General features: G+C 63.2%; 7 protein-coding genes and 2 rRNA genes. 1 reads left to right on the forward strand and 8 read right to left on the reverse strand.

Features of this window, described 5'->3' with window-relative positions; translation table 11 throughout:
• The first annotated feature begins 86 nt into the window (after positions 1-86).
• Positions 87-1,034, forward strand: a complete 948-nt coding sequence (locus tag HBO12_RS26145; protein ID WP_170043673.1) for a LysR family transcriptional regulator — start codon at positions 87-89, stop codon at positions 1,032-1,034.
• Positions 1,035-1,884: 850 nt separating this feature from the next.
• Here the strand turns inward: HBO12_RS26145 and yfiB are convergent.
• From yfiB to HBO12_RS26185, 8 genes are all read right to left on the reverse strand, one after another.
• Entirely contained in the window at positions 1,885-2,376 is a 492-nt protein-coding gene (gene yfiB, locus HBO12_RS26150; protein ID WP_169955142.1) for an outer membrane lipoprotein YfiB, read from the reverse strand.
• Between the two features lie 4 nt (positions 2,377-2,380).
• Entirely contained in the window at positions 2,381-3,649 is a 1,269-nt protein-coding gene (dgcN, locus tag HBO12_RS26155; protein WP_169955143.1) for a diguanylate cyclase DgcN/YfiN, read from the reverse strand.
• A complete protein-coding gene (gene yfiR / locus HBO12_RS26160) occupies positions 3,646-4,218 on the reverse strand; it encodes a regulatory sequestration protein YfiR (protein WP_169955144.1) in 573 nt (190 codons plus the stop codon). The genes dgcN and yfiR overlap by 4 nt, the downstream gene beginning before the upstream one ends.
• Before the next feature lie 138 nt (positions 4,219-4,356).
• The gene (gene recD / locus HBO12_RS26165) at positions 4,357-6,402 is read right to left on the reverse strand and encodes an exodeoxyribonuclease V subunit alpha (protein WP_170043674.1); all 2,046 of its coding nucleotides are present in this window, start codon (positions 6,400-6,402) and stop codon (positions 4,357-4,359) included.
• Positions 6,399-10,079: an exodeoxyribonuclease V subunit beta gene (recB, locus tag HBO12_RS26170; protein ID WP_170043675.1), complete on the reverse strand. Its 3,681-nt coding sequence runs from the start codon at positions 10,077-10,079 to the stop codon at positions 6,399-6,401. Before recB ends, recD begins: the two co-directional genes overlap by 4 nt.
• On the reverse strand, positions 10,076-13,525 hold the full coding sequence (gene recC, locus HBO12_RS26175; RefSeq protein WP_170043676.1) for an exodeoxyribonuclease V subunit gamma: 3,450 nt from the start codon (positions 13,523-13,525) through the stop codon (positions 10,076-10,078). The genes recB and recC overlap by 4 nt, the downstream gene beginning before the upstream one ends.
• 156 nt (positions 13,526-13,681) lie before the next feature.
• Positions 13,682-13,797 (reverse strand): 5S ribosomal RNA (gene rrf / locus HBO12_RS26180).
• 154 nt (positions 13,798-13,951) lie between these two features.
• A 23S ribosomal RNA gene (locus tag HBO12_RS26185) occupies positions 13,952-14,030 on the reverse strand; the annotation flags it as partial.

Below are 14,030 nucleotides of genomic sequence, written 5' to 3' on the forward strand. Positions count from 1 at the left end.
GCGCCTTGAGGATGAGGCGTTCGGACGATTTTTGGAGTATAGATGTGCAAACTTCCAATAAGAACCCACATAAAAGCCGGTCCAACATGCAAAAAAACATCACCTCCTTAGGGTCGCTGAACTGGGATGACCTGAAGTTTTTCCTCGAAGTGGCGCGCACCCGCAAGGCCAGCGTCGCCGCCAAGCGCCTGGCGGTGGACTACACCACCGTGTCGCGGCGCATCAGTTCGCTGGAAGGCTCTTTGGGCACCCTGCTGTTCGAGAAATCCCGGACCAGCGGCTTCGTCCTGACCAACGAAGGCCAGCGTTTGCTGGGTTACGCCGAGTCCATCGAAAGCACCTTGCACATGGCCTGCGAGCAAGTCTCCGGCTCCGGCGTGGCGCTGTCGGGGCATGTGCGCATGGGTTGCACCGAAGGTTTCGGCAGCTTTTTCGTCACCCCGCAACTGAGCCACTTCGTCGATACCTACCCGGCGATCTCGGTGGATATCTTGCCCCTGCCCCACTTCATCAGCCTGTCCAAGCGCGAAGCCGACATCGTCATCGCCCTGGAGCGCCCGGAGCACGGGCCCTACGTGTGCTGCAAACTGTGCGACTACAAGTTGCAGCTGTACGCGACCCAGGACTACCTCGACCAACACCCACCCATCCGCCGCCCCGCCGACCTGGCCGACCATCCGTTTATCAGCTATGTGGATGACCTGGCGTTCAGCTCAGAGCTGCTGTACCTGGCCAATGTCGTCCCGGGCGCCAGCGCCAGCCTGCGCAGCACCAGCGTGATCGCGCAGTACGTAGCGGCGCAGCAGGGGCGTTCGCTGGCGATCTTGCCGTGCTTCCTGGCCGCACAGGACTCGCGACTGCTGCCGGTGTTGGGGGAGGAGATCAATATTACGCGGCAGTTCTGGATGTACTGCCGGGAGGATTTGCGCAAGTTGAAACGGATTACGTTGTTGTGGGATTACATCCGTGAGGTGACGGAGCAGAACCAGGGGCTTTTGATGGGCGAGACGCGAGAGATGGTGTTTGCCGACTGAACCGCTATCGCGGGCAAGCCCGCTCCCACAGTTGAGTGGCGTCGGGCGCAGTTTTGGGGCGCCACAAAAAACTGTAGGAGCTGGCTTGCCAGCGATAGCGCTGGGTCAGTCAATACATACCCGACTGAACCACCGCCTTCGCGAGCAAGCCCGCTCCCACAGTTGAGTGGCGTCTGGCGCAGAATTTTGGGGCGACACAAAAAACTGTAGGAGCTGGCTTGCCAGCGATAGCGCTGGGTCAGTCAATACATACCCGGCTGAACCACCGCCTTCGCGGGCAAGCCCGCTCCCACAGGTGAGTAGCGTCGGGCGCAGTTTTGGGGCGACACAAAACTGTAGGAGCTGGCTTGCCAGCGATAGCGCTGGGTCAGTCAATACATACCCGGCTGAACCACCGCCTTCGCGAGCAAGCCCGCTCCCACAGTTGAATGGCGTCGGGCGCAGAATTTTGGGGCGACACAAAAACTGTAGGAGCTGGCTTGCCAGCGATAGCGCTGGGTCAGTCAATACATACCCGGCTGAACCACCGCCTTCGCGAGCAAGCCCGCTCCCACAGGTGAGTAGCGGCGGGCGCAGAATTTTGGGGCGACACAAAAAACTGTAGGAGCTGGCTTGCCAGCGATAGCGGTGGGTCAATCAATACATACCCGGCTGAACCGCCGCCTTCGCGAGCAAGCCCGCTCCCACAGGTGAGTAGCGTCGGGCGCAGTTTTGGGGCGACACAAAAACTGTAGGAGCTGGCTTGCCAGCGATAGCGCTGGGTCAGTCAATACATACCCGGCTGAACCACCGCCTTCGCGAGCAAGCCCGCTCCCACAGTTTGGTTGCACAGTTAGGCCGAGCTGTCGGCTCAGTCGGCGATCACTACAATCGATACCCGGCGGTTCTCGGTACGGCCCGCGGCAGTGCTGTTGGAGGCCACCGGCTCGCTGCTGCCCAGGCCACGCAGTTGCACGTTTTCCTCCTTCATACCCACGTCCACCAAGACCTTGCCCACGCTTTTCGCCCGGCGCAGGGACAGTTGCTGGTTGTAGGCTTCCTTGCCCGAAGCGTCGGTGTGGCCGTCTACGCGTACGCGTTCGATGCCCACGCCGGTGAGGGCCTTGCCGATGCGTTCGACGATCTCGGTGCTGGGTTTGTTGAGCTTTTCGACGTCGCTGCCAAACAGCACTTTTCCCGACAGGCCAAACGCCCAGCCTTCGTCGGTCAGTTCGAAGCCTTGTTGCTTGAGCACCGCCACTTGCGCCGGTGTCAGGCCCTTGGGCGGAGCGGTCTGGCAGCCGCTCAGCGCCAGCAGCGCGATAAACAAGGTGATAAAGAGAACACGTGTGTTAGCAAACAAGGGATCAACTCCTGTGTTGAACGTTGGCAGCGGGGTGCTCCGACTCCGCCGTGTGCTGGCCGCCCTGGGAAAGGCGTTTGGCCTGGTACATCGCCGCATCGGCGGCATTGAGCAGGGCGCCGGGAGTGGCGCCATGATCGGGATAAACCGCGATACCGATACTGAGTGAGGTCAACACTTCAGTGTTGCCCGGCAGCGGGATGGGCTGGTCCATGCTGGCGATGATTTTGTCGGCGATGCGCTGGGCATCTTCAAGCTTGTGCAGGGGCGAGAGCAGGATGGCGAACTCATCGCCGCCCAGGCGCGCCACCAGGTCGCTCTCGCGCAGTTGCGCCCGTACGCGCGCGGCGACGGCCACCAGTACCGCGTCACCGGCGGCATGCCCGAAGTTGTCGTTGATGTCTTTGAAGCGGTCGCTGTCGAGAAACAGCACCGCCACCCGTTCGTTGAGCTTGGCCGCACTGCGCAAGGCCCGGATCAGGCGGCCCTCGAAGAAGGCGCGGTTGGGCAGCCCGGTCAGGCTGTCATGGCTGGCCTGGTGGGCGAGGGTTTCGTTTTCGCTTTGCAGGTGGGTTTGCCAGGCTTCGAGCTCGTCGAGCAGGGCATTGAAGTCATTGCCCAGGCTGTCGAGTTCGGCGATCTGTGCCGGCGGCACGCGGCGGTCGAAGGCCCGCTCGCTGCGCGCGGCGTGGGCGACGTCGGCCAGGCTGTGCAATGGGCCGGTGATGCCACGCAGCATGCGCCGCGCCAGGTAAATCGCGACCCAGCCACTCAAGGCGGTGCAGATAATGATCCCCGCCAGGCCGCTGAGCAAAAAGCGCAACAGGCTACCGCCGTGACCGCTCAACTCAACGGTGCCAATCTGCTTGCCTTGGTGCAGGATCGGCTGGCTGATGGCCTCTTCCAGCAACGTATGGGCCAGCTCCAGCTCGACCCTGGACAACATCCCGGTCTCCGGGCGCACCCAATGGGCCAGGGTTTTGCCATTAAGGTCCAGCACCCGGGCTTCAGCCACCTCTTCCGTGGAGGCAATCAACGCCAGGGCTTCGGTGGCCGCCACGCGGTCGTTGAACACCACCGCGGCTTCCACGGTGTAATTGATCGAGCGGGCGATCAGGTGCAGGTTGTGGTCGGCATATACCCGCAGGGCCAGCACGCCCAGCAGGGTCAGGGACACGCTGGCCATGGCGACCGCCAACAGCGCCACACTCAGGTGCCCGCGACCTAAGACCGAACGTAAAGTGGGGCGGCTTGTGGCGTTACGCAGCCTCATGGCTCCGGCGCTCGCCGGCGGGACAATTGCAACACGCTGGGATGAATGCGCACGCCGCTGCGGGCCACGGAGTCGAGGTTGACCTCGAACGACACCTGCTCATCGCCCACCCGCAGGCAGAACAGACTGCCCACGGTGCATTGGTCGCCACCTTCGCTGATGCTCAGCACCGGGCGGCCGATCAAGGCGGTGAACAAGTGGCTGCGTTCTTCAGTGGAGAGCTTGCCGATATACAGCGCGTCGCAGGCGTTGACGATATTGGGGTTGTCCGCCAGCAGGCGCTGGACCACCACCGGCCGGCCTGTGGCCTGGGTTGTGCCCTTGACCAGGTCATCGGTGTATTGGGTCGGGCCCACGATGCACAAGCGCAGTTGGGTGGGTTCCACCGGCCAGCGGGCGTAGCTGAGAATCCCCAGTACCACCTGCGTGACGGCCTGGGCCCGCTGGTCGGCCGCACTGACAGTGGACGCCTGGGCAAAAGCCAGAGGCGTGACGAGGCACAGAACGGCCGATAGCAGCAATCGTCTCCAGCTCCAACTACGCTCTGCGGGCGAGACAGCCACGTTCATGCAGCGATTCTCTATGATCTTCTCGGGATGATGCCGCAACGATAGCATATTGGCGGAAACCCCATCGAGACGGGGCCTAGGTAGATCCCGCCATTTATTACGAAAAAACCGACATATCAGTCAGGTTTTTCCTACGCATCACACACCCAACTCCAACATCAGCCCGCTCAACCGTTTCACTTTGCGCCGCACCGCTTCCTCGAATACTGCGCCACGGGTCTCAATCAAGCTGAAGCGGTCCTTGGCACGGGTGATGCCGGTGTAAATCAGCTCCTTGGTCAGTACCGGGTTCAGCGCATCCGGCAGGATCAAGGCAGTGTGGGCGAACTCCGAGCCCTGGGACTTGTGCACGGTCATGGCATAGACGGTTTCCACATCATTGAGGCGGCTGGGCAGTACAAAGCGCACCCCGCCCTGGCCGTCGTTGCGCGGGAAGGCCACACGCAGCACCTGCGGCCCGCCGTCGCTTTCGGGCAGCTTCAAGGCGATACCGATGTCACCGTTCATCAAGCCCAGGCCGTAGTCGTTGCGGGTCATCAGGACCGGGCGGCCTTCGTACCATTGCTGGTCGCTGTCGATCAGCCGGGCCTTGAGCAGCGCGGCGGTGATGCGTTGGTTGAGGCCTTCGACGCCCCAGGGGCCCTTGCGCACCGCGCAGAGCAATTGGAAGGCATCGAAGGCTTGCAACAACTGGCGTGCCCAGTCGATCCAGCGCGGGTCGTCGCGGGGTGTCTGGGCTGCCGGGCGCGTGGTGCGCAGCAGGTTCAGGTAGTAGCGATAGCCCTGGGCATCACCGCCCTGCCCATCCAGCACCAGGCGCTCCAGGGCGCGATCATGCTCGCCCTTGAGGCGCAGGCAAGACAGGTCGTGGCTGCCGGCATCCAGCAGTAGCCGGGCCTGTTCGGGGTTTTGCTGGTTGACCCAACGCGCCAGTTGGCCGATGCCACTGCCTTCGCCGAAACGCCGGGAATAGCGCAGCATCACCACTTGTTGCGCCAGCGGATGGCTGGCATCGAGGTCTTCCTGCAAGCCGCTGCCCGCCAGGCTCTCGCCGCTGACACTTTCCAGCCATTGGCGAGTGCCGGGGCTGTACCAGCCCGCTTCGGCATCGCGGCACAAATCGCCGAGTACCGCGCCGGCCTCCACCGAGGCCAATTGGTCCTTGTCCCCCAGCAGTACCAGGCGCGCATGGGGTGGCAAGGCATCTAGCAGGTTGGCCATCATTTCCAGGTCGATCATCGAGGCTTCATCGACCACCAGCACATCCAGCGGCAACAAGTTGCCCGCGTGATGGCGAAAATGCCGAGTGCCGGGGCGGCTGCCCAACAAGCGGTGCACGGTGGTGACCTCGGTGGGGATTTTTTCGCGCACGGCCTCTGGCACTTGCAGCGAGCGTACTTGCTGGCTGATGGACTCGGTCAAGCGCGCCGCCGCCTTGCCGGTAGGTGCCGCCAGGCGGATGCGCAGGGCCGTGCCCTGCTCCACCGCGGGCGCTTGCAGCAAGGCCAACAAACGCACCACGGTGGTGGTCTTGCCGGTGCCGGGGCCGCCGGTGACGATGCTGAACGCGCCACGCGTGGCCAGGGCACAGGCGAGTTTCTGCCAGTCGACCACGCCATCCGGTGGCGGCTGCTGGAACAGGCCATTCAAGCGCTGGGGCAGGTCCGCCGAGACCGCTTCCTGCGCGGCAAGACGCTGGCGCAGGGCGCTGTCGATGCGCCGCTCATAGGTCCAGTAACGCCGCAGGTACAGGCGCTTGCCCGACAACACCAAAGGCCGGCTCTGCGCCGCCACACTGCCATCCACGGCCAGCGCCACCAGCGGGCTTGCGGCCAGGGCCTGGCACCAATGGTCACCGTCCAGGCCATCGAGCAGTTGCGAGGGCAGCATCACGCCACTGGAAAGATCACCTTCAGGGGGCAACGACAGGGCGAAATCCGGGGCATTCAGGGTCTCGAACAAATCCAGGCACACATGACCGTGGCCCAGCTGGTGACTGGTCAGGGCGGCGGCCAGCAGCACCAGGGGGTCGGCCTGTGGGTCGAGCTCATGGAGGAAGCCGACGAACGCCTTGTCCAGCGCCCGCAGCCAGCCGCGCTCGACCCAGCGCTCCAGCAGGTGCATCAGGTCGTCAGCGCGATCCAGCGGTGCCAGTGCCTCCAGCGGCATTGTCGAGAGGCTCATAGCAGGACTCCTTGTTCCCAGGCCGGTTCGACCTTGGGCGGTTGCGGCTTGCCCTGGAACAGCAAGTCCAGGCGTTCGATCAGCTCCCGTGGCGGCCGGGTGAAGTACGCGCCCTGGCTCACGGCTTGGCTACCGCGCAGGAACAGGTAGAGTGCGCCGCCCACATGCCGGTCATACTCGTAATCGGGCAGCCGCGCCTTGAGCTGGCGATGCAGGGCCAGCAGGTAGAGGACGTATTGCAGGTCATAACGATGGTCGAGAATCGACTGTTCCATGGCCTCGCGGGTATAGGCCGCGTCGTCGGCACCGAGCCAGTTGGATTTGTAGTCCGCCACGTAGTAGCGGCCGTCGTGCTCGAAGGTCAGGTCGATAAAGCCCTTGAACATGCCGTTGAGCAATACCGGCTCGGCGGCGACCCGCGACACGCCGTCATGGGTGTACTGGCAGACCAGTTGGTCGAGGGCAAGCACATCGACTTTGTGGCTGGCGAACCAGAACTCCATTTCGATCTGGTAGTGCTGCAGGTCGCTCAGGCTCATCGCTGCCTGCCCATGGCCCAGGCCCAGCGGCACTTGCAACAGGTGCCCGAGCCAGCCGCTGAGGGTGCCGATCCAGCCTTCCCAGCCGCGTCGGTTGCAGCGCCGGGCGACGGCATCTTCGATGGCTTCGCCCGTTACGTCGAAGCCTTCGTTGCCGGCCCACTCCAACAGGCCGTGGAGAAAGGTCCCGGGGTTGGGGCCCCGTGGGAAACGGTGAATATCCCCACCAGACGCGGCGACTTCGCGCGGTGCATCCGGGTCCAGGCGTTCGTCGTCGAACAGCTTTTGGGCTTGTGGGCTTTCCGGGGCTTCCAGGCTGGCGGCGCTCATGCTTTCGCCGATGCGCAGGGCGCTGTAGGAAGCAATCCACCAGTTTTCCGCCGCCTTGCGCTTAGGCAGGAGCGGCGCGAGCAAGGTCGCGTCATTGCGCGGTGGCTGGTAAGTGTTGCTGTCGGCTTGGGGCATTTGCCCGTAGGCAATTGCCGCGCAGCCGTCCTGCACATCCATCAGCCAGCGGGCCAGGGCTGCGGACTCACCCAGGGGCGCGCCGCCGCCCAGCAGATAGCCCAGGGCCGAGAGGTGCAGCACCGAACTGTTGTTATTGCCGCGCTTGAGGTCGGCCACGCCGAGCCAACAGGCATGTTTGGCCCGGGTCAGCGCCACGTAGAACAGACGCAGGTCTTCGGCCAGGCGCTCGTCATCGGCCTGGGCGATCAGTTCGGCGGTGGGTTTGAGGCTGACCTGGGATTTACCGTTGGCATCGTGGTAATGCAGCGGCAGGCGGCTGCCGTCGACCGGCTTGGCCGAGCAGATAAACGGCAGGAAAACCAAGTCGTATTCCAGGCCCTTGGACTTGTGGATGGTCACTACCTTGACCAGTTGCTCATCGCTTTCCAGGCGCAGGATCTGTTCTTCGCCGGCCTGGCCCGAGAGCGCCAGGTGCTCTGCAAGATGGCGGATCAGCGCTTGTTCGCCGTCCAGTTCTGCGGCGGCCTGTTGCAGCAATTCGCACAGGTGCAGCAGGTTGGTCAGCACCCGTTCGCCATCGCTGCGGGCGATCAGGGTTTGCGGCAACTTGAAGTCATGCAGCAGGCGCCGCAGCATCGGCAACACGCCCTGGGTGCGCCAGATCACACGGTAGTCGCGAAACTGCATGACGCGCTGCTCCCAGGCCAGTTCGTCCTGGTTCAGTTGCTCCAGCTGGGGCAGCGACAAGTTGAGGGTGACGCAGGCCAGGGCCGCGCGTAGCGGGCGCTCGACATCCGGTTCGGCACAGGCCTTGAGCCAGGCGAGCAGGTCGTGGGCTTCCTGGGATGCGAACACCGAATCCTTATCGGACAGGTACACACTGCGCACACCGCGCGCGGCCAGTTCGCCGCGTACGGCCTGGGCTTCCTTGCCGTCACGCACAAGGATGGCGATGTTCGACGGTTGCACGGGGGTAAAGTCCGTCCCCTTGATAAACCCCGCCGTGCCCTGCTGGCCACCATTGAGCAACGCGACAATCTGGCTGGCGCACGCGCCGGCCAATTGCTGGCGATACAGCACATTGGAGATCGGCTGGTCAGTGGCCAGGTGCCAGATATTCAAGGCCGGCAGTGTATGTCCATCGACCTGCAACTGCTCTTTGCGGCCCTGGGACGAGACCGGTAGGAAAGGCACCGGGTTGTCGCCGTCGGGCGTACGAAACAGAAACGCCCCACGCCCGGTTTCCGCACGCTCGAACACATGGTTGACCGCCTCGACCATGGCATGGCTGGAGCGAAAGTTGGTGCCCAGGGTATGCAAGCGCCCGGCGGTGGCCTGGCGGGCGCGCAAGTAGGTGTAGATATCGGCGCCGCGAAACGCGTAGATCGCCTGCTTGGGGTCGCCGATCAGGAACAGGCCGCTGTGCGGGTTGTTGTCTTCGATGCGGTAGATGCTTTCGAAGATCCGGTACTGCACCGGGTCGGTGTCCTGGAATTCGTCGATCAGGGCCACCGGGAATTGCTCGCGGATCACACTGGCCAGGCGCTCGCCCCCCTCGGCTTGCAGGGCGGCGTCCAGGCGGATGAGCATGTCGTCAAAACCCATCTCGGCGCGCCGGCGCTTCTCTTCCTCAAAACGTTTACCGACCCAGGCGGCCGCGTGTTGCAGCACCGCCGCGTCGGGCGTGGGCAAGGCGTCGAGGCTGGCTTTGAGGCCCGCCATGGCATCCAGGCCGGGGTGATGGGGTGCATCGCCCTTCCAGGCTTCAGCCATGCCATCGGGGGTCAGGCGCGTGAAACCGGTGCCGATATCCAGTTGCTCCAGGGTTTCGTCGGCAGCCCAGGCGCTGATTTTCTCGAACCAGGGCTCGAAATAACGAGCCTGCATCTTGCGCCCGTCCACCGCCTTGGCGGCGACGGCTTGCAGGCAGATTTCGCGCAACTCGGCGGCCCATTCCTGCCAAGGGGCCTTGAGCGCCACCAGGGCTTCGCGGCGTTCGTGCAGGCAGGTCTCGATCAGTTCGGCGGGCTCGCGCGGATCGTCAGCGGGGCGCTCGCTGCCAAACAGCGCACGTACTCGGGGCATCAGCGCCGCAGGGCCGCCCCAGTTGCTGCGGACCCAGTTCAGCGCATCGCCGTGCATCGGGTAGCAGAACAGGCGCCAGTAGTCGCGCAACACTTCGCCGAGCAAATCGCTGTGGTCGGTTTCCAGGGTCTGGGTAAACAGGCTGCCACTGTCGAACGCGTGTTCGCGCAGCATGCGCTGGCACCAACTGTGAATGGTCGAGACGGCGGCCTCGTCCATCCATTGCGCGGCGATATCCAGGCGGTTGGCGCAGCCAGGCCATTGCTCGGCGCTGTACTGAGCGCGCAGCTCGGCGATCAAGGCGTCGGGCTGCTCGATTTCGTCACGAAAAAAGCGCGCCGCTTGGGCCAGGCGGGTGCGGATGCGTTCGCGCAGCTCTTTGGTGGCAGCATCGGTGAAGGTCACTACGAGGATCTGCGGCGGCAGCAATTCGCGACCAAAACCCGCCTCGTCGCCGCCGTGGCCCAGTACCAGGCGCAGATACAGCGCGGAGATGGTGAAGGTCTTGCCGGTGCCGGCGCTGGCTTCGATCAGTTGGCTGCCACGCAGGGGGAAGGCCAGGGCCAGGGGTTTGATGGCACTCATGGACGGGCCTCCTCGCTGGTCAGTGATCGCCAGGGTGCGGTTATCAAGGGGCGATACAGGGTTTCAGCCCAGCCTTCGAAATCTTCGCTGGCGACCAGGGCCGCGTAGTCGGGGAACTGCCGGGTGAGGGCCGGGCTTTCACGGCGCTCGCCGTCGCTGGTGATGCCATCGCCTTCGTAGGCTTTAAGGGCGGCGGCCTGGGCTTTATCCGGATCAGTCTGGCCGAGCCAGGCAAACGCCGTCTTGACCGCGACCGGCAGCGGCTCACTCATGCCGGCCTGCCAGGCCAATAGCAGATTACCGAGCACATCCTGGGCAAGGTTTTGCTCCAGGGGTGCCAGCAAGAGTGTGTCATCACTCGCCACCAACCCTGTGCTCAACGGCAAGCCGCAGGCACAGGCCACCAGGTGATTGACCCATGGGCGGATCAGGCGATGCCACTTGCGGGTCTTGATCGAGCCGATGCTGTTGGGGATGGTGGTCACGCTGAGCAAGCCGCCATCACTGCGCCGGTGCAAGCCGCTGATCCAGCCGTCGAGCGCAATCCCATGGTGCGCGAAGCTGACGGGCTCTGCGGTATTGTGTGGCGTGGGCCAGAGAGCCAGGAGTTGCTGGTAGCGTTGCAGCAAGTCAGGCAAAGGTTCGATCAGTTCGTTGCGCAGGCACTCGCCGAAGCCGACCATGGGCAACAGGCCACTGCCTTGAAGACGTTGTGCCTGTGCCTCCAGGGCTTGCTCCAGATGATCCGGGTCGGTCAGCGCGGCGGCGAGCAGGCTGTCGCTCAAGGTGTAGCGCTGCAGGGCGTCGAGGACGAAGGGTTCTTCATCGGCCAGGGGCACTTCGGCAGCTTCGAAAAACACTTTCAGGCGCTGGCTAAAGAAATGCCTGACAGGGTTGCGCAAGAAGTCCTGCAACTGGCCCAGGCTCAAGGGCTCTTCCTGGATGTAGGCTGCCAGGCGCGCTGTTTCGCGGACTTCGTCCTGGGCTTCGTGCAGCAACTGCCATTCCCGGGCGTAGCTGAACAGAGGGTCACCCTCGTGGAAGTAACGCGCACTGAAGGGTTGCAACGGATGCTCTTGGGTCATCGCCTCCAGCAGTGGTTGCTCCTGGGCGTGCTGCCAGCCGCTGGCGAGGTGATCGCGCAGTTGACCGATCAGCACGGACGCCGGGCGCTCGCTGTTATCGCGGATGCTGCGGCCGACCCAACTGATGTAGAGCTGGTCGCGTGCGGAAAGCAGGGCTTCGAGCAGCAGGTATCGGTCGTCTTCACGCCGGGAGCGGTCGCCGGGGCGGTAGTCGCTGCCCATCAGGTCGAAATCCAGCGGCGGTTGCGCACGCGGATAGTCGCCGTCGTTCATGCCCAGCAGGCACACCAGCTTGAAGGGGATGGCACGCATCGGCATCAGGGTGCAGAAATTCACGGCGCCGGCGAGAAAGCGCTGGGACAGGCGACCCTGGTCGAGGCCGGCAAGCCATGCTTCACGGACGACGGTCAGCGGTAATTCATCGCACAGGCCGACGGACTCGCAGGTTTCCAGCCAGTCTTCCCGCAGTTGCTCGAGTTGGCCCAGTAGATAGTCGTCGTGTTCATTGCTGGCCAGGAAGAAGCGTTGCATCAGGTCTTGCAGGCGTGCACCCCAAGCGTGCGGGGTCGCGGGTTGCGACAGCGCTTGATGTGCAGCGTGCAATGCGTCAAGCAAGGCGACCAGTGGACCGATCAGCGCCGCGTCGAGGCCGCCGATTTCGTCATAGGGCTCAATGCCATCGCAGGCAGCCCCACTGCCGACGGCGTAGCCCAGCAGCATGCGGCGCAGGCCGAAACGCCAGCTGTTCTGCTCCAGCGCACAGGGCAAGCCCAGGCCGGCGCGTTGTTCGGCATCGAGCCCCCAGCGGATGCCCGCGCCTTCGATCCACCGGTGCAGGGTGGGCAGGTCGCGCTCATGGATCGCGAAACGTTCGCGCAGGGCGGGGACGTCCAGCAAATCAAGGATTTCGCTGACCGGGAAACGGCTGTCCGGGAGTTTCAGCAGGTGCTCGACGGCGATCAACAGCGGGTCGCGGCCCCGTTGGCCCTGGTCCGTCAGGGTGAAGGGGATGAAGCGTGGGTCTTTCTTGTCCAACTGGCCGAACACCGCGCGAATATGCGGTGCATAGCTGTCAACGTCCGGGACCATGACGATAACGTCGCGGGGGCGCAACGTCGGGTCCGCGCTGAAGCGCTGGAGCAGTTGGTCGTGGAGGATTTCCACTTCGCGCTGGGCGCTGTGGGCGATGTGGAAGCGGATCGAAGTGTCATGCAGCAGATCAACGGCAGGCCAGCGCTCACGGGTTTCGGGGAGCGGGCGCAGTTCGAGGATATCGTCCTGTAACTGGTTGAGGAGGGTGGTCGGTTCGCTGTCGCTGAACAGGTCGATGCGCCCGTCACGGAAGGCCGAACGGTAGCTGTTGGGGTCGTCGTAGCTGTCCAGCAGGTTGATGTAGTCGCGACCTTGCTTGCCCCAGGCGGCCAGCAAGGGGTGGGCATGCTGGTGCAAGGTTTGCGGGTCGATGGTGACGGGCATCCCGGTCTTGCGCGCCTGGCGTTTGTATTCGTTTCGCAGTAGGTCTTTGTCGGCAACGATGTCGGACCAATGGTGACGGCAAGGGTTGTGTACGCAGAGCAGCACCTGGCTGAAACGGGCCAGGCCGGCCAATGCTTCAAGGGCCTGGGCTGGCAAGGAGGAAATGCCAAACACGATGACTCGCGACGGCAGGCCTTGCGGGGCGGCATCCAGGTTGTTGATGCGTTCGATAAAACGCTGGTGGACCCCGGCACGGCTCTGCGCCATGCCTTGCTCGCCAACGTCCAGCAGCAACGCCCGCCATAACTCGGCCTGCCAGCAGTTGGCCGGGCTCAGGGGCTTGGCTTCGCCTCGGCCATTGCGCAGTTGGTGGCGACCAGCGGCCCAGTCTTCCAGCCAGTCCGCACGGTAGACCTGGTATTGGTCGAACAGGTCGGCCAGGCGTTCCGCCAGTTGGTAGCGTTTACGCAGGTCGGTGTCGTGGGTGAGGAAACGTTGCAGGGGCTCGAAGTGCGGCTGGTCGATCAGCTCGGGCAACAGGCGCATAAGGCGCCAGGTCAGTGGGGCTTTATCCAGCAGGGATTTGACCGGGATTTCGTCACGGCCCAAAACCATGCGATAGAGCTGCCACATAAAGCTGCCGGGCAGTTGCACGTCGATTGCAGCGGCGATGCCGCAACCACCCATGTCGTCTTCTTCCGGGTCTTCGGCAAGAGCCAGCTTGAGCCATTGCGCGATGCCGTTGCTTTGTACCAGGGCGATTTCGTTTTCCAGGGGAGCCAGCGGATAACGACGCATCCAACTGACAACCAGGCTGCGCAGTTCATCCAGGCGATTGCCGTGGACGACCATGAATCCAGCGCTGAGGGACGTTGCATCCGGCATAACGGCTTCCTTGGGAAAAGCAAAATCGAGGGTGGGACTTTAGCATTGAAGGGCGTTATGGACAGAGTTGGACGACGTGCCAAATCGCCTCAGCGCCTTTTCGACCGCCCAAAACAAAACCCCAACTGCTTTCGCAATTGGGGTTTCGGAATTTAATCTTGACGATGACCTACTCTCACATGGGGAAACCCCACACTACCATCGGCGATGCATCGTTTCACTGCTGAGTTCGGGATGGGATCAGGTGGTTCCAATGCTCTATGGTCGTCAAGAAATTCGGGTACTGAGTCGTGGCAAGTGCCTCGCTTCAGCAAATTGGGTATGTGACAGCTTTCGGTGTTTTGTGAGATTCGAACTTTCGGTTCATTTCGTCTTCATACACCGCAATCTGATGCTCTTTCGAGAAACAAATTGCTTGGGTGTTATATGGTCAAGCCTCACGGGCAATTAGTATTGGTTAGCTCAACGCCTCACAGCGCTTACACACCCAACCTATCAACGTCAT

The sequence above is a fragment of the Pseudomonas sp. WS 5059 genome, from assembly GCF_012985525.1.
Lineage (GTDB): Bacteria > Pseudomonadota > Gammaproteobacteria > Pseudomonadales > Pseudomonadaceae > Aquipseudomonas.

What these genes read in the sequence shown, in the direction of transcription:
- HBO12_RS26145 (WP_170043673.1), top strand. Translation starts at nt 87, where the DNA reads ATGCAAAAAAACATCACCTCCTTAGGGTCGCTGAACTGGGATGACCTG.
- dgcN (WP_169955143.1), bottom strand. Translation starts at nt 3,649, where the DNA reads ATGAGGCTGCGTAACGCCACAAGCCGCCCCACTTTACGTTCGGTCTTA.
- yfiR (WP_169955144.1), bottom strand. Translation starts at nt 4,218, where the DNA reads ATGAACGTGGCTGTCTCGCCCGCAGAGCGTAGTTGGAGCTGGAGACGA.
- recD (WP_170043674.1), bottom strand. Translation starts at nt 6,402, where the DNA reads ATGAGCCTCTCGACAATGCCGCTGGAGGCACTGGCACCGCTGGATCGC.
- recB (WP_170043675.1), bottom strand. Translation starts at nt 10,079, where the DNA reads ATGAGTGCCATCAAACCCCTGGCCCTGGCCTTCCCCCTGCGTGGCAGC.
- recC (WP_170043676.1), bottom strand. Translation starts at nt 13,525, where the DNA reads ATGCCGGATGCAACGTCCCTCAGCGCTGGATTCATGGTCGTCCACGGC.